Raw genomic sequence first — 24516 nt, forward strand, 5'->3', positions numbered from 1 at the left:
GTTATGTGCTAAAAGGATTTATATGAAAAATTGGGAAGATTTCACATTTATTCAGAAAGCTGCAATAGGCATCAGCATAGTCCTAGTTGCCGCGTTTGCTCCTGAAATCGCACTACTGGTTCAGTTTGGTGGTATAGAGGTAGCATTCGCTTTTCTACTTGTAGCTTTTCAGCCAATTATGACTTGGCTAAATCGTTTCTATGCCCACATCAAAAACACTGCAAGTGTCGCTGTGATTTCTCTCAGACATAGCAACTCAGCTAAACCTAGCGTTTTCGCGTTACAGGCTACATTTTGCTGTCTTGCGTTGGCTCTCACTGGTTCTGGTATTTTTGCCTTTAGCTTTTTTATGCCAGGCATGCTGCTAAACGGAGTAATGGCGTGAACGCACATAAATTAATAAGCGGTTCTTAGGGTCCGCTTCATTTAAATGTTAGGTGCTTCAGGGATATGAGCTTCGAAAGATTTCATAAACATCGACACATCGTAGCTGATAATAAGGTTTGCGTATCGTACGACCGCTTCACTACAAAGTTTGAAGTTAAGGTGGGCGACAATGTTGCTTACTCTAAGCACTTTTGGTTCTGGCCTCGACATAATGCCACCGTTCAAATCGGTTCTAGTTCTTATGCGCTCAGTGTATATTGGTTTCTTATATGGGGAGCGTCTTTAAAAAAAGACGATTCCGTTGTTGTAAAAGAGCTCCTGCCAAAACGCCGTAGACGTTCTATTTCACTTCTCGGCTATGGTGTATTTATTATTTTACTTAGGTCTGCTTTCGTTGTTTTTGCTCCATAGCACCTAACAAAAAAATTATGTCGCCCGCAGGCGGGCTGGGACACAAACACGCAGGCGGCTTCGCCATTATCGCCTGCCTGTTTGCGCCCCATATTTAAAAGTTAGGTGCTCTAATGAATGGATTCAATTTGGACTCACTGAAGCGTTACTCTCTTAGCCTTCTAGCATTATTTCTTTACGTATTATCGCTGCTACTTCCGGCGTTTAGCGGTAACGGGGAAAGTTACGGTGGTTATTTAGTTTTATCTTTTGGAGTGGTGCAAAGCGTTATGTATCTGCTAGGCGCGCTTCAACTGACTTTATTACTTGAAGTGAAGTCTGCGTTGTCGGTAATGGTTTTAGCGCTACCATGGCTTGCCAATTTATTCTTTCTAACTAGCTTCGCACTACATTTATATAAGCAGCGACATGTTAAAATTGTGGCTATGCTTGCCCTAATTTGTGCAATTACTTTCTTTTTAAAGCCTCTGGCTTCCATAGGCCAAGCGATGGCTATAGTTGAAGTGTCAATTCAAATTGGAGCATATATTTGGCTATTGTCTACATTAGTGTTAGTGATTGCCGTGTTTAAAGAACGCACCTAACAAACCAAGTCAGCGGGACACTAACACGTAGGCTCCCGTCACTTCGTTCCGTATTATAGCCTACGTGTTATTGCCCCTGCTTGGGGCGTTATGCATAAAAAAGGGACTAAATGATTCACTGGTTTTTATCCGTAAAAAATACAATGCGAGCAATCGAGCAAAAAGCACGGGATGCTCTTCCTCTATATGAGCAAGGTGGAAAAGAAGCCTCGGCTGCAATTAACGGGTACATGTCAGCTGACTACGAACAGCTTTGGGATTTATGGAGACAAAAATTTCCAGATGAAAACCTGGGAAACCTGGGTAGACATATTCATTTTGGCATGGACTGTGACTATTCAGACATAATAAATCATGATTTGCCAGAGCTTGAAAAGCGCGCAGAGGCACATCTCCTAAACTCTGTCGGCGAAGAAAAACAAGAAGCCGAAATAGGCTTCGAAACTCTGTTACACCCAATTATCGTAGAACACGCATACCAATTATATCGCAATGGTCACCTTCGAGAGGCGGTATTAAATTCTGTAACCGCTGTTTATGATTTTATAAGGACTCGCACTGGTTCAGAGGAAGATGGAGATCGACTCATTGGTCAAGTACTTTCTCCTAATGACCCACAGTTAATACTATCCGAGCTTAATACTGATTCGGGGCAAAATGACCAGAAAGGCTTTATGCAAATATACAAAGGAGCTTATCAAGGCATACGTAACCCTAAAGCACATAGTCTTACGCATGATCTTACCGAAGTAAAAGCGGCGCAGTATCTCGTATTTGCAAGCTTGCTTGCACGCAGAATAGAAGAAGCAGATGTAGCAAATGCATAACAAGGCGCTTTTGTCTCTCACTTCTTTCGCTGGGACGCATACACGGGGCCGCTTCGCGATTATAGCCCCGCGTCTGCGCCCCAAAGCTTAAAGTTATATGTCACGAGGACAGCCCGATATACAATGATGTACTAAAGGGTAAACAAGGAGAGTTAAATGCGAAAAATAGTGCATTTTTCAAAGACGAAAAATTGGTTTTATACAGAGCCAGATTTAGATCTTTTAAATCGACAAATTGCAGAAATTGAAAGTAATGGCTGGAATGTAATATCCGTTCAATCTAACTGTAACTTTTTCGGCGTTACCACCTCATATACGCTTTTAATTGACCACGAGGCAGAAAGTGCCATATAACAATCACATTAAGGTGCTTCGCTGGGACAGTAACACGTGGGCTCTGTCGCTTCGCTCCTATTTTAGCCCACGTATTACTGCCCCTTATGTGGGTGTTATAAGCCAGTGTAAGCCCATGGAAATAATCATTTTTACAATTGGCGCTGCTGTCTATTTGGTTGCCATAAACTTGCTAGTTAAAGGTCACAAAATGTTAAACCTTCGCTTCGGTTGGCCAAGACCAGCAGGGTTAACTAACAACGCAATTTGCTATCTCTTTTTTGCTGTATTTATCGGCGTGGTTATTCCGTTTGCCTTCTTTTTCCCATTATGGCTCAACACACTCGCACCCGTACTTCAGCCAACTCAAACAAACAGGGCCATTCTAATATTAATCGGTGGTTTTGTTCTTTCCGTTGCAATGTGGTTAAACTATAAAAAAGACTAAGCAAGGCAGTTTTAACAATGGCTTATAACAAACAAATTATGGCACTCGCTGCCGCTCGCTGGGACGCAAACACGTGCGCGGCTTCGCCATTATTGCACACGTGTCCGCGCCCCATATTTGGAAGTTATGCATAGAAAGGACTCGGCTTGGTAAATATTGAAAGTACAGCAACGGTTATCTCAACGCTTATTGTTTTAATTTTGTTTATGTTTTTTGGTATCAATTTGGGTATGGTTGTTTTAGAAAGGAAAATATCTACTGCCAGCGGGCAAATGTTTGTATCAGGTTTGGCCAAAATGTTAAACAAAACAGAGAACCCTCACAGCTACAACCAAGCCAGGATTTACTTGGTCGGTAGTGTTGGTTCTCTGTTAGCATTTATGGCTCTTTTAGAGTTTGGCTATGCATAACAATCAAATGTTTGTGCCGCCAAATTAGGGCGTTATGTGACTTGAAGCTCATGCAAAATGTAAACGTTGAAGAGGATTTAAGACAGCTTGTAAAAGATGCCAGGTGGGCTATCTGGGCATTTGTCATCTTAAATGCTTTTGTCTTATTTTTATTCCTTGCTGATGGGCTGTACAACGAATTTGTTTTCGTTTTATTGTTCATCCAAGCTTTCTTAGTTCTATTTTGGTTGGGACCTGTTTTTCTTTATCAGGTGTTCATTAAAAAGGTACGGTTAAAATATGCAGTTTATAGAGCCTTGGCTTCGTACAAAGAAGCGTTGGCTCACTTTTCTTGGTAGCGTCACATAACAAACAAATTATGTCACTCGCTGCCGCTCGCTGGGACGCAAACACGCAGGCGGCTTCGCCATTATCGCCTGCATGTCTGCGCCCCATATTTGGAAGTTATGTTCTTCAAGGCTCTTTGATCTGATGGAAGAAAAGATCTTCAACTTATTCCTTTACACCGATGACTCGGACTTGGGGCTAATGACAAAATACGGTGTCAAACCTCACAGAATAGGTGGAACAGATCAAGAAAAGTATGAATATTTGAAAAGTCAGGTGCCCCACGACTACAGCAATGCCATTTTGTACGAGGTGCCTAAACGATTCATATCTGCTTTCCCTGATGGAAGTCAAACGGAAGGTTGCATCAGGGTTTCCTCTGTCATTCAAATGCTAAGCATGAATGATATTTCGATGTTTGAGGAAGCAATGCAGGAGCATAAAGCTCCCGAAGCTCCACTTTTTGTCAACACTGTTATTGAGAATGGAAAGCCTGTAGGAATCATGGCCACAAAAAAAGCTAAAAGTAGCGGAAACACAAGGAATGCCTTGCTTAGAAGGGGTATTGATAGTGAGTTAACAGAGCGCTTAATAAGGGAGGGCCATACTCTTTCTAGCCTTAAAATGATGAAGGTATCAGAGCTTTCCAAGCTAGGATTGCATGATGCTCAAATCGAGGCAGTCAATGATGGGGCACGCCCTCCTATCCCTGAAGATACATACATCAAACTCCTATATGAGTCCAAGCGCACTTGTTGTGTATGTCGAGATCCTTCAAAGCCAATAATAATTCACCACATAGAAGAATGGAGCAAAAGCAAAAGCCACGATGAGTCTAATTTAGTCGTCCTCTGCTTAGAGCATCATGATCAGGCTCATACAAAAAAGGAATTAAGCATTGCTTTAAACAAAAAGCAGCTCGTCGAATTTAAATCCACATGGCTAAAAGAGAACAAAACATCAGACGCCGAGGCCATATTGGGATTAGTTTCACGGGATTTTGCGAGATGGGATTACTTCAACCATGCGCGAGTCTATGAGCTTTTTCTTACTATGGATATTGATCCAACCGATTTTAAAACATTTTCTAAGTTAAATGATGCTGGCTATGTCGACTCACTTGGGATAATGAATATCGATGCTATTCAGAAAATGAATGCTCGTGAATCCTATATGTACCGAGATGGTAATGGGTTTATAACAGCATTCTATATGAAAGAAGTATTTGAGGCTGTGTTAGCGGGCCTGCCCATCGTAGATATTACTGATAAATTTAATCGATCCCATATCATCTCATTGTTGCGGCCTGGTAGCTTTATTGCTCTTCAGGCGGGGTTCTATTACAAGAAATCAAATACTCGAGAGTACGGCGGAGGACAGCTCAGAAGGGCTCACTACCAAAAAAGAGGAATTAAAATTGATTTCACTTTCGACCCTTATGAGGCCACTAGCTCATCAGCTTATTCGGATAGTTTGTCAGGACACTCAGTCTCAACTGTGATTTGCATCGTTAAATCCATCTACGAACGAAACGAACTTTTAAACATTGACGTCAGCTGTTTAGCAATTGGTAGTTATCTTGAAGATTGCAAATTCAGAGTCGAGCAGAGACGTTCGAGGTCAATATGAACATAACAAGTACGTCAACAAGGACGCTCGCAAGCTCGCGCCTGTTACGCAGGCGTTATGTGTCATGAAGGATAGTCTGGAGAAAATAATTAAAATTGTTCTCATACTGTTGATTTGCCTATTAGCTGTTCGAGAAGTAGTTTTTTGGGTATTACCTAGTGTCAAAATCGTGAATAATTCAGGCAGTTTACTTACACATGCTGTTACCAAACTACCTAAGTCAAACTTGGATTTTGGTTCAATGGAAAATGCTCAAAGCAATACTATTCATTACTCGCTAGACCAAACAGACGGAGAAATTGCGTATCAATTTACTTTCCCTGACGGAAGCGAACTAAGTGGTAACTGCATGTACGTTACTCAGAATGCGGTAAATGAACGGATCTTAATTAATGTCTTTAACGATGAAGTTGTTTGCGGGCATGACTCTTAGTATCAACTCCCAAGTGCAACATCGCTCATAAATATTCATTCTTCAATTCCCATGGTGTTTTGAATCCATATCGTTTGCGCGGACGACTATTCAGACGTCGCTCAATGGCCTCACATTGCTGCTGAGTGACATCTGTCATAGATGTTCGCTTCGGTAAATATTGCCTAATTAGCCCGTTCGCATTTTCATTACTACCTCGTTCCCAGGAATGGTGGGGAGTCGCGAAATAAAATAGTGACTTGGTTCGCTTTTCAATTTCTTTGTATTGGTGGAATTCAGTGCCGTTATCGGCGGTAATTGTTTTTATTGGCAGCGGACTGTTTCTGATTAAGCGAATTGTAGCTTTATTAAGTGAAGTGGTGGTTCTATCGGGCAATTTCCCTATCAGCAAATAACCCGTAGCCCGCTCAACCAACGTGACAATACAGTCTTTGCTACCGTGGCCGATGACTGTATCAATTTCCCAGTGCCCAACTTCTTGCCTGTCCTCAACCGATTTAGGACGTTCAGAGATATGGCGTTTATCTGCCAAGCGACCACGGCTATCATAGGCGTTGTAACGCTTTCGACGGCGCTTTAAGGACTGTCTCAGGCATTGCCACAAATCACCACCTGCGGCTTTATCCCGCCAGATGTATTGATAAATACTCTCATGACTGACGCACTTGTGACAATGTCGTTTCAGGAAACCTGATATCTGCTCAGGACTCCATTCATAGCCGAGTAATACTCGGACCAGAATGAAGTCAGACTCCGTTAACTTTATGCCACTGCGGCTTTTACGCCGTCGCACGCGTGTGCGGCGCTGCGCTATCGGTGGTCTGTACGCACCATCGATGCCCCAGCATGAATTACGCTTTACTTCGCGCCAGATTGTGGTGCGATGTCTGCCTAATGCCGTAGCAATCTGAGGAACAGACAACCCTTGCTTTCTAAGCGCAGACAACATATACCTTTCATTCTCGGTGAGCTGTTTGTACTTCATATCATTTACCTTCTTGCCGGAAAGAAAATGGAGAAGTAACGATAGCTCACCGTTTTAATTTTTGGGTAGGTTGCAGTTACTATATGAATTCGGGACTCATAACAAAAAAATTATGTCGTGCGCAGGGCGCACTGGGACGCAAAAACGTGGGCTCGCGCGTAGCGCGATTGTAGCCCACGCCTTCGCGCCCCATATTTAAAAGTTATACATCAAGGAGGACACTTTATGTTTATCGTAATGTTTGAATTTGTAGTCAAGGATGGCTGTAAAGACCAATTTCTAGCCGCTTGGCCAAAAGTCACACAGGGCATTTACCTTTTCAAAGGTAGCCTGGGTTCACGACTACATCGCGACAAAAATGGTGCTTTCATTGCCTATGCACAGTGGCCTAACGAAGAAACGTACCGTAAAGCATCAAATATAAAAATGAGTGAAAATTACGAAAAACAACGACAGTTGATGCATGAAAGTCTTAATTTATAATCCACCAGAACGATCCATGAAATGGAGGTGGAGATCGATTACTTACACCGTAGACGCTTTGATGTATAACAAAAAAATTAAGCTCGCCCGCTGCGCGGGCTGGGACGCAAACACGCAGGGCGGCTTCGCCATTGTAGCCTGCCTGTTTGTGCCCCATATTTAAAAGTTAGGCGTCATTTACTTACAGCATTAAAATGTTGGTTCAGTTGTGACATTCCAGCATCAAGGTTGTTTCGCTAGGTCGTGTTCGCGGCTAGCTTTCTCGGTTGTTTCAACGGCATTAGCAACGCGCTTTTCATCAACATCGCAACGCCAACATTCAACATCACCAGCTTTCTAAACTCGCTCTTTTATCCAGCAATGTCGTTAACATCTGGCATTTCGCACAGGGTTGTTTTATCTTAATTTCAACAATTTAAATAAGTGGCCTTGTCGGCTAGTGGTGGCAGCAACGCTGCGTACGTTCCTTTGTACGCCTAACAAAACGCTGTTGGCACTCCCTTCGGTCGCTGGGACGCTAACACGTGGGCTGACTCACTTCGTTCGGATTTTAGCCCACGTGCTAGCGCCCCAAAGCTTAGCGTTAGCTAACTTATCATAACGCTCAGCATTACATTTCATATAAAAGGACTTAACTTGAAGAAAATAATACTACTTTGTCTACTTGCTTCTAATTCTGCCTTCTCTTCAGAGCATGATCACGAACAGTTTCTTTTAGAAGCAATAAAAATTGGAAATCAGGTTCAAGAACAAACGAAAGGTAAAAGCTTAGTTGAGAAACTTCCAATCATTGAAAATTTTGCAAAAGAGTATACTGAAAGCCCTGTAGCTTTAGATATTATTATGCAAGATCTTGGTGTTCAATATTCGTTTGCTGGCTTACATAAAAAAGTGCTTATTGCTAAAGATACTAGTGCTGAAAGTGAAACTTTAGCCCTTGAAGATTTAACTAACTACAAAGTAAAAAGTGCGGAAAGTGAAATACTAAAACGCTCGCAACTACATCAAATTGTAATGTTCAACGAAGCTCACGATATTGCACAACATAGGGTGCTAACGTACCGTATGCTTTCGGGGCTATGGAAGCAAGGATATCGTTATTTTGCGGCTGAATCTTTAAATAGTTCAGCTTCATCACAAGTTAATAAAGGATATGTTACTAACGATATTGGATATTACACCCGTGAAAGTACCTATGCAAATCTAGTACTTAAAGCAAAAGAAATTGGCTTTGAAATAATATCTTATGATTTACATAAACCTAGTAAACTCGATACTATCGATGAACGGGAAACTAACTCAGCATTAACTATCAAAGAAAAAGTATTTGATAAAGAACCTAATGCAAAAATCATCATTCATGTTGGTTATTCCCATATAAATGAAGAGGAATGGTTAGCGAGTAAACTTAAGAGGTTTACCAACTTAGAAACTCTGACTATAGACCAAACAACACGGATAGAGCGAAGTAATACAGAATTTGAGCACCCAACATACACAAAAGCGGTTAAAGAAGTAGTATTACAAGAACCATTTGTTTTTGTAAAAGGGAGCGAGGTTTGGAGTTCTGATTCAAGTAAATGGGATATCTCAATTTTTTGGCCAAGAACAAATTACCTTAATGGACGCCCAAAGTGGGCTTCTTTAGACCGAGTTAATTACAACGTCAGTACAAATGATTGTAAAAACAGGTACCCTTGCATGGTTGACGTTTTTAAATTTAATAATAAAAATGAAGTCCCCTTGGACAGAGTGCTAATTTTATCTAAAAGCGACCACAAATCAGTCTTTTTATCTCAAGGTGATAATATTATTGTAACGACTGATAGTAATGGTAATCAGATTAGTAAAATCAAGGTTCAGAATTAAAGTTAGCTAACAAGCTGTTAAACAAGGACAAAATACAGTTGGCTCTTGCTCCTTTGTCGCTAATTTTAGCCAACTATATTTTGCCTGTTAACAGGGCGTTATACCTCATTTTATTTACACAAATTGGAATTAATCAAATAAAAGGAATTAGTATGAAAAAATGCTTGTTTGCTTTATCAATCTCACTTTTATCTACCTCAGCACTTGCCGATGACCAATTAGGATTATCTATTGGCACTCCTGCCGTAGCCAATATTGTTTACAAAGGTGAAGTCGCTGACGTTCCTATACAGGTGGCTGCCGGTTATTGGGGTGACGCATACAGTGGTATCGAAATCGGTTACAGGTTTATTGAACGGGGGGGCGCTTTTTCAAGCGCACAAGTACTAGCAGGCTATTCTCGCTTAGAAGACTCTAATGATTTTGTTGACGAATGGACGTACGTGGGTGCATCTGCAACATTCTCATGGGGCGGTTTTTTTATTGAGCCCGGCATTTCTGTTGGTTCAGGAGATTATTCAAGCCCGCAACTGCTATTTCAAGCAGGATACTTATGGACGTTTTAAGAGCGGTATAACAACTCAATAAACTCACTCACTGCGTTCGCTGGGACGCATACACGCGGGGCGGCTTCGCCATTTTGCCCCACGTGCATGCGCCCGTTATTTAAAAGTTATGTGCCACTTAGAATAAGAAACCTATGACTAGAATTTTTCATACTCAACTCAGCTTAAAATCACTTATCAAAATATCTGCAACTATAAACTTTATAGGTGGGTTAGTATTTGGAGTTCTCATTTTTATTATGGCGCTTTTCGGAGAGCCGACCATAGTCGATTTAATTTCAGTGATAGCAACACCGGCAGTTTCGGTTGTTAATGGCGTTATGATGGCCTTAGTAGCGTATCCTTTTTATAAACGGTGGTGCGCAAAAGTTAAAGGCCAAAAGGTTAGTGGTTTTTTCGTGGAAGTATCAAGCGATGGCACATAACAAAAAAATCAAGTTCGCCCGCTTCACGGGCTGGGACGCAAACACGCAGGGCGGCTTCGCCATTATGCCCTACGTGTCTGCGCCCCTTATTTAAAAGTTATGTGCCAAGAGGTAATTAATGCTTTCTATTGTCACGGAAGATAAAACAGCCGCATTAAAGCAATATTGCCAAGAGTGGTTACGCTTGCTCTCTGTAAGCGAATTCAGCGCAGCTAGAAAGATGCTGGATAAACCAAATAACTATGGCATTCTTTGGACAGAGCATGAACTAAAAACGGCTGTTCAAGACTACTTTGACAATAATGAGCCCGTTTCTTTTCAAAACGAAGAAATTGCTAATTGTTACCCAGAATGCCTAGAATCCAATGACGGTTCGTTTATATTCGGTTTCTACCTACCAGCAAATGGTGAAATCACAGACTTAACCGTTGAGTTTGAATTTTCACAAAGCGGCGGCAGTAAATATGCGGCAACTATTAATGACGTACACGTGCTTTAGTAAGCAGGCACATAACAAGCAAATAATGGCACTCGCTGTCGCTCGCTGGGACGCAAACACGTGCGCGGCTTCGCCATTATCGCGCACGCGCCTGCGCCCCATATTTGGAAGTTATGTTTTGCGTAAATACAAAATTCCGGTAAATTGAACAAACAATGACATTTAAGGAGCAATGTTAAACATGGGTGTTAGTATATTTTCACTATTCTTCATTTTACTCTTTCTTTATGGACTGCCAATTCTTCTTACTATGCTTTCAAAAAAAGCCAATGGTGCGGAAAAATTCGGGTGGGTAATTCTAGTCTTCATAACGTCTTGGCTGGGCTATGCAGTTTTCCTCATTATAAAAAGCTTGTTGGCCAACCAAAATGAAAACGTCCCAAAAACATAACAAAACGCTAAACTCGTTCCCTACGGTCACTGGGACACAAACGCAGCGGCGCTTCGCTATTATGCCGCCACATTTGAACCCGTTAGCTTAAAGTTAGGCATTTATAAGGAAATAAATTATGAAAAAAGTTGTTTTAGCGTTTATCTTTTTACTCGCTGGTTGCACTTCCACAACCTCGCATACTACATCTACATTCTCAGATCCGATGGGAATAATAAAGGCCGCTGCAGATTCAGCGCCCAAAGGTGTTCCAGGTCAATACACTCTTCAAATAGTCGCAACTGGTAGCCAAGGGCAATATGTCTATTTAAATACTGAAAAAGACTATCGTGATCAGAGAGCAGTAACCGTCGCTTTACACCCAAACGTAATTGCACAATTATCAGCTAAATATGGAATGCCGCCGCAGGAATATTTTTTAAATAAAGCAGTAGTAGTTAATGGTAAGGCTCAGCGGGTTAAGATTGCATTTTTATCAGACGGCAAACCTACTGGCAAATACTACTACCAAACACATGTAAGGGTAATGGACATATCGCAACTGAAGGTTGTGGACGAACATGCCTAACAAAAAAAATTAAGCTCGCCTGCTGCGCTGGCTGGGACGCATACACGCGGGGCGGCTTCGCCATTATGCCCCACATGTCTGCGCCCGTTATTGGAAAGTTGGTATGACTCCCTTTGTCAATAATAACCGAGTATCTCCCTGACATTATTTCGGTCCATAATTAGTTCTTTCAACGCCCAGTTAAAATGAGCTTACGCACCGGATGAGGCAGTAATGTCGTCGGTTGTCATGCTGGTATCCGTGGATTATTCACCTTTCAGTGAACAGCGCCTACCTTACTCACTCCGCCGTGTCCCGGGGACCGCTCAGCCATTCTCATCAGTCTATGCTCGTGGATCAATCACGGTTAAGTGATTGCCATCATAACGCCCTCGTAGGTTGTGCCACATTCCGCGGCCTGATCCGACTGCGTTAGCTCAAACTCGTTTATCATGCGGGTACTCTGCTCAGCCTTAGTATCGGGTTAACCGGTGTGAGTACCACTTCCTTTGCGATAGCCCAGGTGTAGGCTGCCATTTCTCTGGCAATCGCTGTGATTATCAGGTTGTAGTGTTTACCTTTTTTTGCTTATTCGCTGGTAGCGTTTGCACAGGCGAAGCTGTGCTTACCAGGCAATATCAACGATATCTTTGGGTAAGCCTTCCTGGCGCAATTGCAATTCAGTTGAGACGTTCGCCGGGTAACGGTAACTGTGCGCACCTTCAATCAGTAGCCGCCGAGCCCGGCCATTACCACATTTGGTAATGGCCCCTAAGTGACGCTTTCCGCCTGATGAATGCTCACTGGGTACTAAACCTAAGTAGGCCATGAGCTTTCTGGGATGGTCGAAGCGTTGTAAATCACCGAGCTCTGCGACAACCCCTACCGCCACCAACAACCTGACACCTCGCATGGTCTGAATGGCTTTAACCACCGGATAATAACGCCACTGGTGCACATGATGTGTCAGTTCATTATCCAGCCGTTCTAGCCGTCGAGTGCGTTCGTTGATAGTTTGAAGCTGTTCCTGCAAAACAATGTGCTGGGCAGGATGAGGCAATATGAGTTCAGTGAGCCAGCGTAAATGCGTTCCTTCATAGCGAATGTTGTTGCGCAACAGCAATGCCTTGAGCTGGTATTTGGCCTCTTTTAAATCCTTCATGGCGGTTTCACGTGCGCGGGATAGGTCGCGCACCGCCTCATCTGCCGGTTCTGGCACGTAGATAGGTGTCAGGTCTTCAGATTTCAGTAACCGAACCAGCTTCAGTGAATCACGCCGGTCTGTTTTAATTCGCTCGCCCGGTTTCTTAGGAATAAGCGAGGGGGCGACGACATAACAACAGTGGCCTAGGCTGGTGATAAGTCGGTAAATCCAGTAGCCACAGGGGCCAGCTTCATAAACAAAGTGAAGGGTGGCGCCTGGGTATTTCGATTCAAACTGGCGGATCAGCTTTTTCAGGCTGATTTTCGAGGACGGGATACGGCCATAATGAACAGCCGTTGCACCGCGTTGCTCTTCGCAATACGCGACTTCATGGAATTCCTTGTGCGTATCCAACCCGATAAAAATCATGCTATGTTTATTCATGCTAGCCTCCAAATGATTTAGTCTTAAGCAAACTAATTATGGCTCTGGCCGGCACCCGGTGGCTTTCAGCTAACCCACGAAAATGCGGAGGCTAGCATTTCACAGGGAGTCATTGTGTCTATGCGTCAAGGAGACTTCGAGAAATGAAAAGTGGAATTTCAATTGTTACGGCCTGTATTGCTGGCCTAATGTTAGCCAAAGTTGGTTCATCCTTCACAGGGTTCACAGCAGCATTTGTTATGCCTAAATCCTTTGCAAATATAATGTGGTTGTGGGACGTTTTTGTTATTCAGTTTCTTGGGTTTGGTATTTTGGCAATCGTCCTAGCATTTATTCATACCAAGTTTTTCTCAGGGTCTTTGCTTAAGAGCTTGTTTATCCCTCTCGCAATAAGCCAAGTCATTTTAATGTATCCGTTTACCTCTTCAGTTTATTGGACACATTTACTTGTGGTTTTCGGCTCTTTGTCACTAGGTTTTTCGATTGCAAAGGATACGCATAACAAACGGAGTAACATTCGCTGCGCTCGCTAGGGACAAAAAAACGTAGACTTTCTGCGCTACGCGCACTCTGGGATGCAAATACGCAGGGCGCTTCGTTATTACGACCTGCATATTTGGTTTTTGGCTAAGATAAGAATTTATTTTACTTGTGGACACATATAACTAAACGCAAAAACCCCGCCAGAGCGGGGTTTGTTATGAACAATATTACTTTTGTATCTACATTCTGTAACGAACACCTAAAGAGAAGGTGCGGTCGCGAATATAGGTATCTCTTGGATATAAACGTGCATCGTCAGCAGAGCCTCCGCCAAAGTAGTCATTAGCTACGTCATCAGCCAGATTGGTGCCATCAAAAGTCACTGTCAGGTGTTTATTCACATCATAGTTAACCGAGAAGTCCAGAGAGCTAATTGGCTCATGAACTACTGAGCTGCCAGGCTGGTCTCCGGCTTCATCAAAGCTGCCGTACCATTCGCTGCGCCAGTTATAAGCTAAGCGCATATTAAAGCCGTCACGTTCGTAAATTAGAATCGCATTGTAAGACTCATCAGACACCGAAGGTAATGGCTCCATTACTCCCTCGGCATTTTCAGCTTCGTGATCCATAAATGTCGCGTTTAGCTGAACACCTAACCCATCTAAAAATCCGGGCAGGCTTTCAAAAAACTGCGTGTACGCCAGTTCAACACCTTCTAAAGAACCCGCCCCGCTATTAACAGGACGCGTTATATTAAAGTCTTGTCCATTTACCGTTTCAATGAAACCACGATATTTCACGTAGCCATCTATATCGCGATAAAATACGGTGCCTGTCAATGAGCTGGCTTCGTCAAAGTACCATTCTGCAGCGACGTCGTAGTTTACCGATTCAACGGATTCCAGCTGGGGATTACCACCATCTCCGTAACCAAGATTGCCGCCTGTCTCTGACGGTAGAAAATAGCTTGCACTTGGGTTTAGCGCAGCAAAACCCGGACGGTTAATGGTTTTACCGTATGCAGCACGAAGAAATACTTCATCAGTAACCTGCAGACGCATATTCACGGCAGGCAGTAGCTGATTTGTTGAAGTGTCTACAGTAATCGGTTCAGGCACGCCATCAGTAATGTTGTTACCGTTTAGTTCAGATTCCAGTCGCACATAACGCAGTCCTGCCTGACCATCAAGAATCATATCGCCAAATTCATGGGAAAAGTTTGCCTGAGCATAGGCAGCGTAATTTTTCTCGGTGTTATCGTAGTAACGTGCGGGTAAAAATTCGGGCTCAGCGCGAGAGTATCCCATCGCCTCGCGAATATCGGCACGGTTGTTCAGCAGGTAATTAGCATTGGGCGTTAGCCACTGTGTGTTATTTAGGTCGGTTACGTCACTCATATAACCGGAAGGTGAATAATCCTCTAGCCCGGGGAAGTCTGAAAGCAGCAGTTGATTGCCAGAGTTATTGCCCCGGCCACCGGTGTCTGCTTCCTGGTTAAATGCAGTGCGTTCGTTAAGACGAATACCCACATCTACCGAGTGGATCCATGAATCAATTGCAATATTGGCATCCAGCGTCCAATCAATGGCGTCGCCTTCCTGATAACTTCGATTATCGAAGATAGTATTGAGATTATACTGGTCAAGATTGGTCATATCATAGGGCTGACCGTCGGCCCCGAGAATCTCTACGTCTGAGATGCCTGCGCCATTTTTATCTAAGTCATAAATAATGGTGTCGGCGAAAAAGGTTAAATCAAGTATGAAACCCTGACTACTGGCTTTAGAATCGGTATAAGCTAAATCTGATTTCAATGTTACGGTATCGAAGTGCCACTCACCGCCCACTGCAAACTGGTAAGTGTCAGATTCATTTAAAAACGACTGATTACTGGTAATTGTGCCGGGCGCATCAGGACGCACAACCGACTGGGCAACGTTAGAACCGTCTTTGTATGACTCGACGTAGCCCTGGCCCCAGCCACCCCAGTCTGGTAACGGCACCCAGAAGTTAAGTTGACTGTTTTGTTCGTAATTTACGCCAAATACATCCAGGTAGTATGAGCTGTTATTGTCAGGCGCCCACTGAAAAGATGCATTGAACGAATCCCGTGTACGATCGCCATAACGAAAGTAACCACCAATAACATTGGGTGACATGGCTGGTGCATCGGCTATATTAAGCGGGGCTGAATTGGGATTATTCACCACAGAGTCTGGCAGTATGAAAGGCGCGGTAACAAAGTTTACCTGATCCTGAAAATCCCGATCCTGATGAGACACACTCAACATGGCACCAAAGCGGCCATTGTCGTTATCCCAGTTATTGTTGATTGTTACACTACCGATAGGGTTCCATGATTCGGCTTCGTCGCTGTAAGCGTAGCGCAGGCCGCCCGCCGCGGAGAAGCCATCTTCAAAGTCGAAAGGGCGACGTAACTGAATGTCGATACTACCGGCGATACCACCTTCAATATCAGCAGCGCTGATAGATTTTTTCACATCGACAGAATAAACCAGATCAGCAGGAATGTCGGCCAGAGAAATTGAACGTCCGGTGGTAGTAAAAACGTTACGGCCATTCAGCGTCGTTATTACATCGGGCAGACCACGAATCAGTACTTCCGCCACCTCACCGTTGGTACGGGCAACCTGGATACCAGTGACACGCTGAAGGGCTGCAGCAACGCTGTTGTCAGGTAGTTTGCCGAGATCCTGAGCAACAATAAGATCGGAAATATTCGATGCCGCCATTTTCATATTTTGTGCAGAGTTCAAACTGCTTTTTACACCACGAACATTGATCACTTCAATTGTGTCATCGTCTGTTTCTTGGTCATTTGTGTCCTGCGCAAATAAGGGCTGTGAGGTCAGCGCTAACATAACAGCACTAGCTAAGTGTGCACGTTTAAACATGTTCTTTCTCCATTTATTAGTAATTTTGCGCATTCCACATACTTCATTTTTGCTTGTTTAAAGTGATCTATGCGCACATCCAGGCTTTTGATGCCCCACATGTGAGTGAGCAAAGGTAACGTCATTGTTGTTCGTGACCTATAGATATTATTATATGACATATGGAAAGAATCTGGTCAACACTCTATTAACAAAAATTTCATCAACACGTAACGTCGGTTGTTGAAAGAACCATTAAGGTATTTTTTGATTTGCTGCTTACGATAAAAGAAGCAATTGCGGGCTGGGGTTAGATTGGCTGCAGGGGGCCTGGTACATTCAGTAGAGTATTCGTGAAAGGCTTCCTCAAAGTAGTGATTGTACGTTATCCAGAATAAAGCCTAACAAAATATAAGTAGCAAATTGCATTTAATAAAACTAATCAAAAGCACTTCGATTACATGGTCTATGACAAAATATTAAATTAAACCCATTTGTCAATTTCGAATAAATCTATATTTTTAATTAGCAATGATAATATAATTTTTAAAGCGAAAATGTAATAGTGTTTTTTTCTAATTGATTCTTTTTCATTTAAGAAGATGTATAAAATTTAAGGTTCGAAAATTTCAGATAAAAATTGGTAATTATAGAGGCTGTGTTTTTATAAAAAAGTTAAATAAACGACGGATACTTAAAGTGATTTTTTTTGGTTGAGAGTGGGTAATTTTAAATAACTGACTCTGCAATATGGCAATATTTAGTAAATTTTTATATTTTTCAAAGTCATTGGTTATCTTACAAATCGCGCCGATAAGCAATGATGGTTTACTAAAGTACCATTAAGCAACACCTATAATCCGTCTGGCGGTAATACTATTTATTGCCATTGACGTAATAAAGAGAGTACCAGGTTCTGGAACTTCTGTTGTTTACTTGGTGTAATTTACCCGTATAGACTAGTCATAGCAGGCAGTAGCTGCTTTTGCACAACAACACTTATAGCGCACCGACTCGCCGCTTATTTTAAAAAAAGCGTCTGGATGAATACACTGACAGTAAACAAAATGATGATATGAGTAGAAACCATTTTTACAGCGATCTCAAGCAAGAAATGCTCAGACCAAGTGCTTCCCGCTATGCCTGGCTCTGGCTTGTATGAAGTATCCGGTAACGCCTGACGGGCGATATATGGTGGTGCGGGGGCGGCTGTGGCGGGTTGCCAATCCAAACCTGTCTGAATCTGAGCGTACTTCTTATGTTAAGAGTCTGATGAGCGCGCGCCGTGAAGTGAAGGCGGCTAAAGATGCAAAGGATGACCTTCGTCTGGCTGCTGCAAGACGTGCAGTGAATGATGCTAAGGTGGCTCTGGGTGAGCGTGGGCCAGTATGGTGGCAAGATGGCGCCCAGGATTTTAATCGTTATCTTGTTAAAAACACCCCTTACCAGGATTGGTACCAACGACTCGATGAACCGAAGGCTTAACAAGAATCTCGTTTGTATGGCAAGCGGCTATGATTTGTTTGATATCTGCTATACCAGAGTATAAATGCCGGAAACTGAAATACAGAATATCAGTCCAATAGCGAATCATGTTAGTAACCATACTGACATTAAATAACCAGAAAAGGCGTCGCCCTAACCACTTTTCTGAAGGCCTTGTTTTTCACTATCTTACTCTTGCTCTAGGTCTTTACCTGCGTATTATGTTTATCTATAAATTTTTATATTAAGTTAATGAGGGTAGGGTGATACCAAAGATTTTAGCGATGTGAAGCTACTAGCAGGGGGGTGGCTTAATAGCTTTTAACTTTTATTAAAATTGTGTAAGTGAGTCAAAATAAACATAAAAATCTAATTAAAAATATTTGCCTGATAAAATTTATTAAAAAATAAGATAGGCATAAATTAAAGCCATTTTGGTTGGCGATATTTATGTACTTTCAGAATGCAAAGTTTTAAATGAAGTAGAAAGCATGTTCTATATTGACAGGTGTCTAATATATCGAAAGCAGCTTATGAGAATGTGTTAGTTTGGAACTTTAATCTGAAACGGGAGACGGATTTTCTGTTTGGGGTACAGTGTCTGCTCAATGCTCTTTCGAAGCGACTGTGCTATTTCTTTACAGGTATCCAAACCCGGGGTATTCCAGCGATCTGGCTGAAGATAGGCTGATCCGAGATACACACCACTGGGCTTTCCGTCACACAGTAATTCGAAGTCGCGCTCTCCCGGTGTCCGGTTATTTGATGAAAAATGAAACCCACTGACCTTCAGCGCCTGTTTAATTTTCTCTGCTGTCAGGCTTTTATTTATTGCGGGCAACACACCGGTTCCGTCGATATATACCGAATCCTCGCGGGTGTTTCCCGCCAGCTCATCCTCGTCAATATGTCGGCTTATCACCTCCAGCCGTCCGGCATTATGTAGTGCGTTAAGTTTCAGGCAACTTTCATAGGGCAGAGCCGCCGTGTGAAATGCAATAAGTGCATGGAGGGTATCATCCTCATTTTTATTGCGATGCTCACCGGACAGATTACTAAATTCGATGGTTTCAAGAAATGCTTCTAGAATGACCGGCCACTGTGAATACTCGCTGGCTGTGCTGGTAAGTTCTGTCTGTAGCTTTTGCCAGGGGTCGATGGATTTTTCATTGCCCGCCAGAAAAGTGAGCATTTGGTCAAACGACATGTGACTTACCTGTAAAAATATGGAGGGCGTATGCGCTTTCAATGCTGGCAGGAGCAGGGACTTGTAAGCCTCATCAACGGTCTGATAATGCTGGTTAGACAGACGACGTAAATAAGCTGAAAAATATCGTTTGTCATCAGAGGGATACCACACCCGGGGAAATACCCCGTGAGAAGAGAAAAGTCTAATATACCAGTCTGTGTGACTTGAAAAGGTAAGGGCTTCATTGCTGGAACAAAAGTTACCTTTTTTGTTTGCAATACCCACTACGCAGTCAACTGCCGTTAACGATGATCCAATAACATTGTAATGGCGGTAAGCTTTTGCAGAATAATGTGATGTGGGGTAGGGATATTCTGTACCTTTTAGGGGAGGTGCCGCTCTTTCTCTGCCAATATTAATAAAGACCCTATCAAAACTATCAGTAAGCCAGTCATCGGCGTAAAGACGATATCCCTGTTCAGCTTTTTCTAAATCCTGTATTACTGCACGCCGCTGATATACTGATAAACCGCGTTGAGTAAGTTGGGCAAGAATAGCCTGATAATTATGTTTAAAAAACAAGCCAACATCAGCCCGACGTTCTACTTTTCTATTTGACTGAGAAGTGGTATCGCAAGTTTTTTTCCAATCTATATACGAGGTTAGTAGGTCTGGTATTTCCTCTGGTGCATTGTTGCTTAACAGGTCTGGATGAACAGCATCTTTACTGAATGCAAACCCCGCTCCTGCGTCCGCGGTGGCCTCAAAAATGGTTAAGACTATACGAGACAGGGCACAATCATCCAGGCTGAGTAACTCGTGTAACAAAAACAACGTCGTTGTGCCGGCACCGACTATAGCGATATGGAATTTTTTGCTCAAACTCGACGCTCCGAATTCAAAAATAAAACAAGTCAGGTAAACCTGCGCAGATGTGAACAGGTATCGAAGCTCTTACTACGACACTTTATAAACTTTGGACGCAGGTGCAAATACAATAATTATTGTAGGTATATTATTGTTGCAACCGAGTCACGAACAGAAGAAGTAAAAAGCAAACATAAGTTGGCCACAGGCCTTCACCTACTATCTTCGCCTGATAAAAATAAACGGCGTAAGCTGTTTGGGCAGTTGGCAGGCGCGCCGCACATTCACTATTCACCGTCGTCATTATGTAACCCCGATAAGGCCATCTCAATAAATTTATCCACCAGGCCGAATGGGTCGCCGCCTTTCCTGTGGCCCAAATAAAGGGTTTTGTGGATCCCTGGCTCACCCAGGGAACGAAATGCAAGTTCACTTTGCTCATCTAATTCTTGAATAAGCCACTTTGGAAGTGCGGTAACGCCGCGCCCGGCTGCCACCATTTGCAACATGATTTCAGTGGTTTCAATGGTTTTGTGAGCCTTTACGGCGCAATTAGCCGGCGTCAGAAACTGGCAGAATACATCAAGTCTGCTTAATTCCACCGGGTAAGTGATGAGCGTCTCACTGCAAAGGTCAACAGGTTGAATAAATGATTTGGACGCCAACGGGTGGCTAGTGGACATCACCAGTACCTGTTCGTAATTAAACACCGGCGTATAGGTAATAGTATCCAGCCTTAAAGGATCGGGGGTTAACAGCAAGTCGATGTCAAAGCCATGCAGCGCCTGAAGCCCACCAAAAGAGAAGGCTCGTCTGACATCGACATCGGCATCCGGATAGGCTTTTAAAAATGGCGCCACTACTTTAAGTAACCATTCAAAGCACGGGTGACATTCCATGCCGATCCTTAAAATACCCTGTTTACCCTGCGCCATTCTGTGCAACATTGATTCGGTGTGTTCAAACTGGGGCAGCACGCGTTCAGCAAGCCCCAGAATGCTTCGACCTGCTTGGGTAAGGACCAGTTTTCTGCCTTCCTTGCGCCACACCGGCACCTTGTATGTGGTTTCAACCTTTTTCATAGCATGGCTGAGCGCCGACTGGGAAAGATGCAGTGATGCGGCAGCCTCTGTCATGGAACCGCAGGTATAAATAGCCTTGATAATTTTTAAATGTTGCCGGTCAATCATGATTTATGAATTTATTTCATCAATAAATGAAAATTTACCATTATTTCTCATGATTTGTCTGCGTTATTCTCATAGCACGGTAATGAAACGGACGTAGAGATGGCTAAAATACATAATTTAGGATTCCCCAGAATCGGTAAAAAACGTGAACTAAAGTATCTGTTGGAAGACTTCTGGAATGATCAGATTTCACAATCTGCTTTGACAGAAAAAACGAGTGCGCTTTGGCACGAAAACCTGGCGGCCCAGGCCAATCTGGACTGCGTTCCGGTGGGTGACTTTTCTTTGTACGACCATGTCCTGGATACCAGTTTCATGGTAGGGAATGTACCGTCACGCTTCAAACGTAACACTAACGATAGCTTATTACAGTACTTTACCGCTGCCAGAGGCACGGCACAGCAAGGCGACTGCGGTTGCGCTCACGCTGCAGAAATGACCAAGTGGTTTGATACCAACTATCACTATATTGTGCCGGAAATCGACGCCAGCACATCGTTTTCGCTCAACGCTGCCCCCTTGCTTAAGGCTGTCAAAGCTGCGCGATGTCAGGGGCATGATGTTAAGCCGGTTATCCTCGGGCCGGTCACCTATCTGTGGTTATCACGTACGGTGGATAACACCGAACCACTGGATTATTTGCGTGATCTGCTGCCAGTGTATAAGGCGCTGTTAGATGCGCTTTCTGGTCTGGGTGTGGAGTGGGTACAAATAGATGAGCCTGCGCTCACAAACACGCTTCCGGTCGCCTGGCAACTGGGATACCAGTTTGCCTATGAGTATCTCAAACGTGAGGATATCAACACATTGCTGACCACCTATTTTGGCTCGCTTAAGGATAATTTTGATATGGTCGCCGGGCTGCCGGTCGCAGGCTTTCATCTGGATGTCACTCGCGGTACGGATGAAGCTGACCAACTGGCAAACCAGTTACGCGCCAGTCAGGTGCTGTCAGTAGGTGTTATAGATGGTCGAAATGTGTGGAAAGCGCCGTTAGACCAGATATTCCAGTGGCTATCACCGCTAAATGAAAAGCTCGGCAATCGGCTGTGGCTGGCCCCCTCATGCTCTTTACTACATGTTCCTGTGGATGTACAAAGTGAAACCCGGCTGCCCGCTGTTATTAAAGATAAACTCGCTTTTGCCACTCAGAAACTTGACGAACTGGTGTTACTAAAAAAAGCGCTAACCAACCAGGATGCAAGCTTGCCAGGCAATGACAGAGCTGTCCGGTTCGCCAGGCAGCCGGCGGTAAGCGCGAATAATATTCTGTTAAACGGACAGGATGCTACCCTGCTCACTCGCGCAACATCGTTTACGCGCCGATACGAGCTTCAGCAAGCCGCGCTGAATCTTCCCGTATTGCCTACCACGACCATCGGATCATTTCCGCAAACGGCTGAAATCCGGCAAGCCCGGCTTCGTTATAAGCGTGGTCAGTTACCTGCGCCGGACTATGAAGCCTTCATCAAAAAGCAAATTGCACACTGTATTAAAACCCAGGAAGCATTGGGCCTGGATGTGCTTGTGCATGGTGAGGCAGAACGCAATGATATGGTGGAATACTTCGGCGAAAAGCTCACCGGGGTGGCAGTTACAAGCTTCGGGTGGGTCCAGAGTTATGGTTCGCGGTGTGTTAAGCCACCTCTGATTCACGATGATGTTAAGCGTCACGCGCCACTGACCACCTCATGGATCGCTCATGCGCAGTCGTTAACGGATAAACCGGTTAAAGGAATGCTGACCGGGCCTGTAACTATTTTGAACTGGTCTTTTGTCAGGGACGATCTGGCGCGGGCGGATGTCGCGCAGCAGATTGGCTTTGCCATTCGTGAAGAGGTACAGGAGCTGGAGGCCCAGGGTACAAAGATTATTCAGGTTGATGAAGCTGCACTAAGAGAAGGGCTTCCGCTACGTCAGGAAGAAACCGAGACCTACCTTACCTGGGCGGTCAACGCCTTTAAACTTTGTACGTCCGGCGTGAAGCCGGCTACGCAGATACATACGCATATGTGTTACTCGGAATTCAGTGATATCCGCGATGCGATAATCAACATGGATGCAGATGTTATTACTATTGAAGCGGCGCGCTCCCAACATACTATTTTGGCGCTTTTCAGCGGGCAGGGCTATCCCAATGCAATTGGGCCGGGCGTTTATGATATCCACTCGCCGGTGTGTCCGACTCAGCAGGCGCTTAGGGAGCTTACTGAGTATCTTACCGACAACTTTGATATTAGCCGGTTGTGGATTAACCCTGATTGCGGGCTTAAGACAAGAACCTGGCCGCAAGTAACTGCTGCTTTACAGGCCATGGTTGATGCAACAAAACATGCCCGAGAGCGATTATCGGGCAGGCAAAAAAACAGCGCCTGAGGGGGCCTGGGCGCAGGTAATAAGTCATTACTTTTAGCTTACTTGCGTCTGATCCTGCTATCGGGCTGTCTGGATGGAAAAACGTAGGTGGACGTATACCCAGTAGCCGCCATTTTCAAATATATGAAAGACCGGCTGGGCGGCTTCGCTCAGGCCAAATGCTTCGGCTTTTGTGATTAGGCGTATATACAGCACTGACGCTGCCTGCATTGCAGCGCCAGTCATAATCAGCTCACAGTGGTTTTGAATACATGCGGTGCTTTCAATCTGCAGGGTTTGATCAGAATTGAGCGCCGCAACAGCCGCCCTGAGTTGTTGCTCAGTCTGTCGGCGCCACATAAGATCCTGCTCAAGGCTGTTTTCAGCAACCGGTGAGTCAAGCAGAAGGTTATCATTGACGACCTTTTCATACATTGAGCCGGCATGATCACCCAGTTTTTCCTGCATACTGGCTTTAAGCACTCGCCTATGATTGGTAAGCCACTGTTCCAATTCCTGCTGAGCACGGGGGGGCACGGGCGACGACGTTGCATCTTCATCTTTATTTGTGATGGTAGATTCAGCAGGCTGAGAATCTGCTGGCGCTTGTGCAGAAGTTTGGCGCTGATGTTGCAACTGCAGCGCATCGGTCGCATCTGACGCTGTTGACAGAGTGCCGGTGAAATAACCTCCTATAAACGCCAGTATTAATAGCATTACCGTTATTGCATACTTCATGATTGCTTCCTGCCAGTTGTCGTTTTTTTAAGGTTGCAGCAAATATTGTCACTTAGACTACATAAATACAAACCGGCAGTACTCCTGATGCGTCTTACGGGCTATAAAAAAGATCACAGGTAGGTTACAATCTGAGCATACTGCCAATTGGTACGGAGCTTCTGTTGATACTC

At 43.9% G+C, this 24516-nt stretch carries 23 protein-coding genes and 1 pseudogene; 18 read left to right on the plus strand and 6 right to left on the minus strand.

Annotated features, from left to right (window positions below; genetic code table 11):
• From F458_RS0100005 to F458_RS0100050, 9 genes are all read left to right on the plus strand, one after another.
• Nucleotides 1-385 (plus strand): hypothetical protein (locus F458_RS0100005; protein ID WP_018981308.1); only part of this gene is annotated, 385 nt, incomplete at its 5' end.
• Between the two features lie 526 nt (nucleotides 386-911).
• Nucleotides 912-1382 carry a hypothetical protein gene (locus F458_RS0100015; RefSeq protein ID WP_018981310.1) on the plus strand — a complete coding sequence of 157 codons (471 nt, stop codon included), beginning with the start codon at nucleotides 912-914 and terminating at the stop codon, nucleotides 1380-1382.
• 110 nt (nucleotides 1383-1492) lie between these two features.
• Nucleotides 1493-2209, plus strand: a complete 717-nt coding sequence (locus F458_RS0100020) for a TIGR02391 family protein (RefSeq protein WP_018981311.1) — start codon at nucleotides 1493-1495, stop codon at nucleotides 2207-2209.
• Nucleotides 2210-2365: 156 nt separating this feature from the next.
• Nucleotides 2366-2563, plus strand: a complete 198-nt coding sequence (locus F458_RS0100025; RefSeq protein ID WP_018981312.1) for a hypothetical protein — start codon at nucleotides 2366-2368, stop codon at nucleotides 2561-2563.
• A gap of 115 nt (nucleotides 2564-2678) precedes the next feature.
• Nucleotides 2679-2990 carry a hypothetical protein gene (locus F458_RS18765; protein ID WP_018981313.1) on the plus strand — a complete coding sequence of 104 codons (312 nt, stop codon included), beginning with the start codon at nucleotides 2679-2681 and terminating at the stop codon, nucleotides 2988-2990.
• A gap of 146 nt (nucleotides 2991-3136) precedes the next feature.
• A complete protein-coding gene (locus tag F458_RS0100035) occupies nucleotides 3137-3400 on the plus strand; it encodes a hypothetical protein (protein WP_018981314.1) in 264 nt (87 codons plus the stop codon).
• A 50-nt stretch (nucleotides 3401-3450) separates the two neighbouring features.
• Nucleotides 3451-3738 carry a hypothetical protein gene (locus F458_RS0100040; RefSeq protein WP_018981315.1) on the plus strand — a complete coding sequence of 96 codons (288 nt, stop codon included), beginning with the start codon at nucleotides 3451-3453 and terminating at the stop codon, nucleotides 3736-3738.
• A gap of 133 nt (nucleotides 3739-3871) precedes the next feature.
• Entirely contained in the window at nucleotides 3872-5356 is a 1485-nt protein-coding gene (locus F458_RS0100045) for an HNH endonuclease signature motif containing protein (RefSeq protein WP_018981316.1), read from the plus strand.
• Between the two features lie 64 nt (nucleotides 5357-5420).
• Nucleotides 5421-5789 (plus strand): hypothetical protein, encoded by a 369-nt coding sequence (locus F458_RS0100050; protein WP_018981317.1) that lies wholly within the window; start codon nucleotides 5421-5423, stop codon nucleotides 5787-5789.
• Between the two features lie 25 nt (nucleotides 5790-5814).
• Here the strand turns inward: F458_RS0100050 and F458_RS0100055 are convergent, their stop codons facing one another.
• Nucleotides 5815-6774 carry an IS30 family transposase gene (locus F458_RS0100055; RefSeq protein WP_018981318.1) on the minus strand — a complete coding sequence of 320 codons (960 nt, stop codon included), beginning with the start codon at nucleotides 6772-6774 and terminating at the stop codon, nucleotides 5815-5817.
• Nucleotides 6775-6999: 225 nt separating this feature from the next.
• On the opposite strand from F458_RS0100055, the gene F458_RS18770 reads away from it, so the two are divergent.
• The 6 genes from F458_RS18770 to F458_RS0100100 all read left to right on the plus strand — a co-directional run bounded on the left by F458_RS18770 (nucleotide 7000) and on the right by F458_RS0100100 (nucleotide 11575).
• On the plus strand, nucleotides 7000-7257 hold the full coding sequence (locus F458_RS18770) for an antibiotic biosynthesis monooxygenase family protein (RefSeq protein WP_018981319.1): 258 nt from the start codon (nucleotides 7000-7002) through the stop codon (nucleotides 7255-7257).
• 636 nt (nucleotides 7258-7893) lie between these two features.
• A complete protein-coding gene (locus tag F458_RS0100070; protein WP_018981321.1) occupies nucleotides 7894-9126 on the plus strand; it encodes a hypothetical protein in 1233 nt (410 codons plus the stop codon).
• Between the two features lie 38 nt (nucleotides 9127-9164).
• Entirely contained in the window at nucleotides 9165-9692 is a 528-nt protein-coding gene (locus F458_RS0100075; protein WP_232362618.1) for a hypothetical protein, read from the plus strand.
• 134 nt (nucleotides 9693-9826) lie between these two features.
• Nucleotides 9827-10117: a hypothetical protein gene (locus F458_RS0100080; protein ID WP_018981323.1), complete on the plus strand. Its 291-nt coding sequence runs from the start codon at nucleotides 9827-9829 to the stop codon at nucleotides 10115-10117.
• A 118-nt stretch (nucleotides 10118-10235) separates the two neighbouring features.
• Complete coding sequence (locus F458_RS0100090; RefSeq protein WP_018981325.1) at nucleotides 10236-10616, plus strand: hypothetical protein; 381 nt, start codon at nucleotides 10236-10238, stop codon at nucleotides 10614-10616.
• A gap of 509 nt (nucleotides 10617-11125) precedes the next feature.
• Nucleotides 11126-11575, plus strand: a complete 450-nt coding sequence (locus F458_RS0100100) for a hypothetical protein (RefSeq protein ID WP_018981327.1) — start codon at nucleotides 11126-11128, stop codon at nucleotides 11573-11575.
• Between the two features lie 429 nt (nucleotides 11576-12004).
• On the opposite strand, the pseudogene F458_RS18780 reads toward F458_RS0100100, so the two are convergent.
• A pseudogene (locus F458_RS18780) lies at nucleotides 12005-13142 on the minus strand (IS110 family RNA-guided transposase).
• A gap of 143 nt (nucleotides 13143-13285) precedes the next feature.
• On the opposite strand from F458_RS18780, the gene F458_RS0100110 reads away from it, so the two are divergent.
• Nucleotides 13286-13675: a hypothetical protein gene (locus F458_RS0100110; RefSeq protein ID WP_018981329.1), complete on the plus strand. Its 390-nt coding sequence runs from the start codon at nucleotides 13286-13288 to the stop codon at nucleotides 13673-13675.
• 189 nt (nucleotides 13676-13864) lie between these two features.
• Here the strand turns inward: F458_RS0100110 and F458_RS0100115 are convergent, their stop codons facing one another.
• Nucleotides 13865-16540 carry a TonB-dependent receptor gene (locus F458_RS0100115; RefSeq protein ID WP_018981330.1) on the minus strand — a complete coding sequence of 892 codons (2676 nt, stop codon included), beginning with the start codon at nucleotides 16538-16540 and terminating at the stop codon, nucleotides 13865-13867.
• A gap of 1137 nt (nucleotides 16541-17677) precedes the next feature.
• Between F458_RS0100115 and F458_RS0100120 the strand changes: the two genes are divergently transcribed.
• The gene (locus F458_RS0100120) at nucleotides 17678-18004 is read left to right on the plus strand and encodes a hypothetical protein (RefSeq protein ID WP_018981331.1); all 327 of its coding nucleotides are present in this window, start codon (nucleotides 17678-17680) and stop codon (nucleotides 18002-18004) included.
• 544 nt (nucleotides 18005-18548) lie between these two features.
• On the opposite strand, the gene F458_RS0100125 is transcribed toward F458_RS0100120, so the two are convergent.
• Both F458_RS0100125 and F458_RS0100130 read right to left on the minus strand, forming a co-directional pair.
• Entirely contained in the window at nucleotides 18549-20075 is a 1527-nt protein-coding gene (locus F458_RS0100125) for an FAD/NAD(P)-binding protein (protein WP_018981332.1), read from the minus strand.
• 272 nt (nucleotides 20076-20347) lie between these two features.
• Entirely contained in the window at nucleotides 20348-21250 is a 903-nt protein-coding gene (locus tag F458_RS0100130; RefSeq protein ID WP_018981333.1) for a LysR family transcriptional regulator, read from the minus strand.
• A gap of 99 nt (nucleotides 21251-21349) precedes the next feature.
• On the opposite strand from F458_RS0100130, the gene metE reads away from it, so the two are divergent.
• Nucleotides 21350-23626, plus strand: a complete 2277-nt coding sequence (metE, locus tag F458_RS0100135) for a 5-methyltetrahydropteroyltriglutamate--homocysteine S-methyltransferase (RefSeq protein WP_018981334.1) — start codon at nucleotides 21350-21352, stop codon at nucleotides 23624-23626.
• Between the two features lie 57 nt (nucleotides 23627-23683).
• On the opposite strand, the gene F458_RS0100140 is transcribed toward metE, so the two are convergent.
• Nucleotides 23684-24343 carry a hypothetical protein gene (locus F458_RS0100140; RefSeq protein WP_018981335.1) on the minus strand — a complete coding sequence of 220 codons (660 nt, stop codon included), beginning with the start codon at nucleotides 24341-24343 and terminating at the stop codon, nucleotides 23684-23686.
• Nucleotides 24344-24516 lie beyond the last annotated feature (173 nt).

The sequence above is a fragment of the Salinimonas chungwhensis DSM 16280 genome (genome assembly GCF_000378185.1).
GTDB classification, from domain to species: domain Bacteria; phylum Pseudomonadota; class Gammaproteobacteria; order Enterobacterales; family Alteromonadaceae; genus Alteromonas; species Alteromonas chungwhensis.

What these genes read in the sequence shown, in the direction of transcription:
- F458_RS0100015 (WP_018981310.1), top strand. Translation starts at nt 912, where the DNA reads ATGAATGGATTCAATTTGGACTCACTGAAGCGTTACTCTCTTAGCCTT.
- F458_RS0100020 (WP_018981311.1), top strand. Translation starts at nt 1,493, where the DNA reads ATGATTCACTGGTTTTTATCCGTAAAAAATACAATGCGAGCAATCGAG.
- F458_RS0100025 (WP_018981312.1), top strand. Translation starts at nt 2,366, where the DNA reads ATGCGAAAAATAGTGCATTTTTCAAAGACGAAAAATTGGTTTTATACA.
- F458_RS18765 (WP_018981313.1), top strand. Translation starts at nt 2,679, where the DNA reads ATGGAAATAATCATTTTTACAATTGGCGCTGCTGTCTATTTGGTTGCC.
- F458_RS0100040 (WP_018981315.1), top strand. Translation starts at nt 3,451, where the DNA reads ATGCAAAATGTAAACGTTGAAGAGGATTTAAGACAGCTTGTAAAAGAT.
- F458_RS0100045 (WP_018981316.1), top strand. Translation starts at nt 3,872, where the DNA reads ATGGAAGAAAAGATCTTCAACTTATTCCTTTACACCGATGACTCGGAC.
- F458_RS0100050 (WP_018981317.1), top strand. Translation starts at nt 5,421, where the DNA reads ATGAAGGATAGTCTGGAGAAAATAATTAAAATTGTTCTCATACTGTTG.
- F458_RS0100055 (WP_018981318.1), bottom strand. Translation starts at nt 6,774, where the DNA reads ATGAAGTACAAACAGCTCACCGAGAATGAAAGGTATATGTTGTCTGCG.
- F458_RS18770 (WP_018981319.1), top strand. Translation starts at nt 7,000, where the DNA reads ATGTTTATCGTAATGTTTGAATTTGTAGTCAAGGATGGCTGTAAAGAC.
- F458_RS0100080 (WP_018981323.1), top strand. Translation starts at nt 9,827, where the DNA reads ATGACTAGAATTTTTCATACTCAACTCAGCTTAAAATCACTTATCAAA.
- F458_RS0100090 (WP_018981325.1), top strand. Translation starts at nt 10,236, where the DNA reads ATGCTTTCTATTGTCACGGAAGATAAAACAGCCGCATTAAAGCAATAT.
- F458_RS0100100 (WP_018981327.1), top strand. Translation starts at nt 11,126, where the DNA reads ATGAAAAAAGTTGTTTTAGCGTTTATCTTTTTACTCGCTGGTTGCACT.
- F458_RS0100110 (WP_018981329.1), top strand. Translation starts at nt 13,286, where the DNA reads ATGAAAAGTGGAATTTCAATTGTTACGGCCTGTATTGCTGGCCTAATG.
- F458_RS0100115 (WP_018981330.1), bottom strand. Translation starts at nt 16,540, where the DNA reads ATGTTTAAACGTGCACACTTAGCTAGTGCTGTTATGTTAGCGCTGACC.
- F458_RS0100120 (WP_018981331.1), top strand. Translation starts at nt 17,678, where the DNA reads ATGAAGTATCCGGTAACGCCTGACGGGCGATATATGGTGGTGCGGGGG.
- F458_RS0100130 (WP_018981333.1), bottom strand. Translation starts at nt 21,250, where the DNA reads ATGATTGACCGGCAACATTTAAAAATTATCAAGGCTATTTATACCTGC.
- metE (WP_018981334.1), top strand. Translation starts at nt 21,350, where the DNA reads ATGGCTAAAATACATAATTTAGGATTCCCCAGAATCGGTAAAAAACGT.
- F458_RS0100140 (WP_018981335.1), bottom strand. Translation starts at nt 24,343, where the DNA reads ATGAAGTATGCAATAACGGTAATGCTATTAATACTGGCGTTTATAGGA.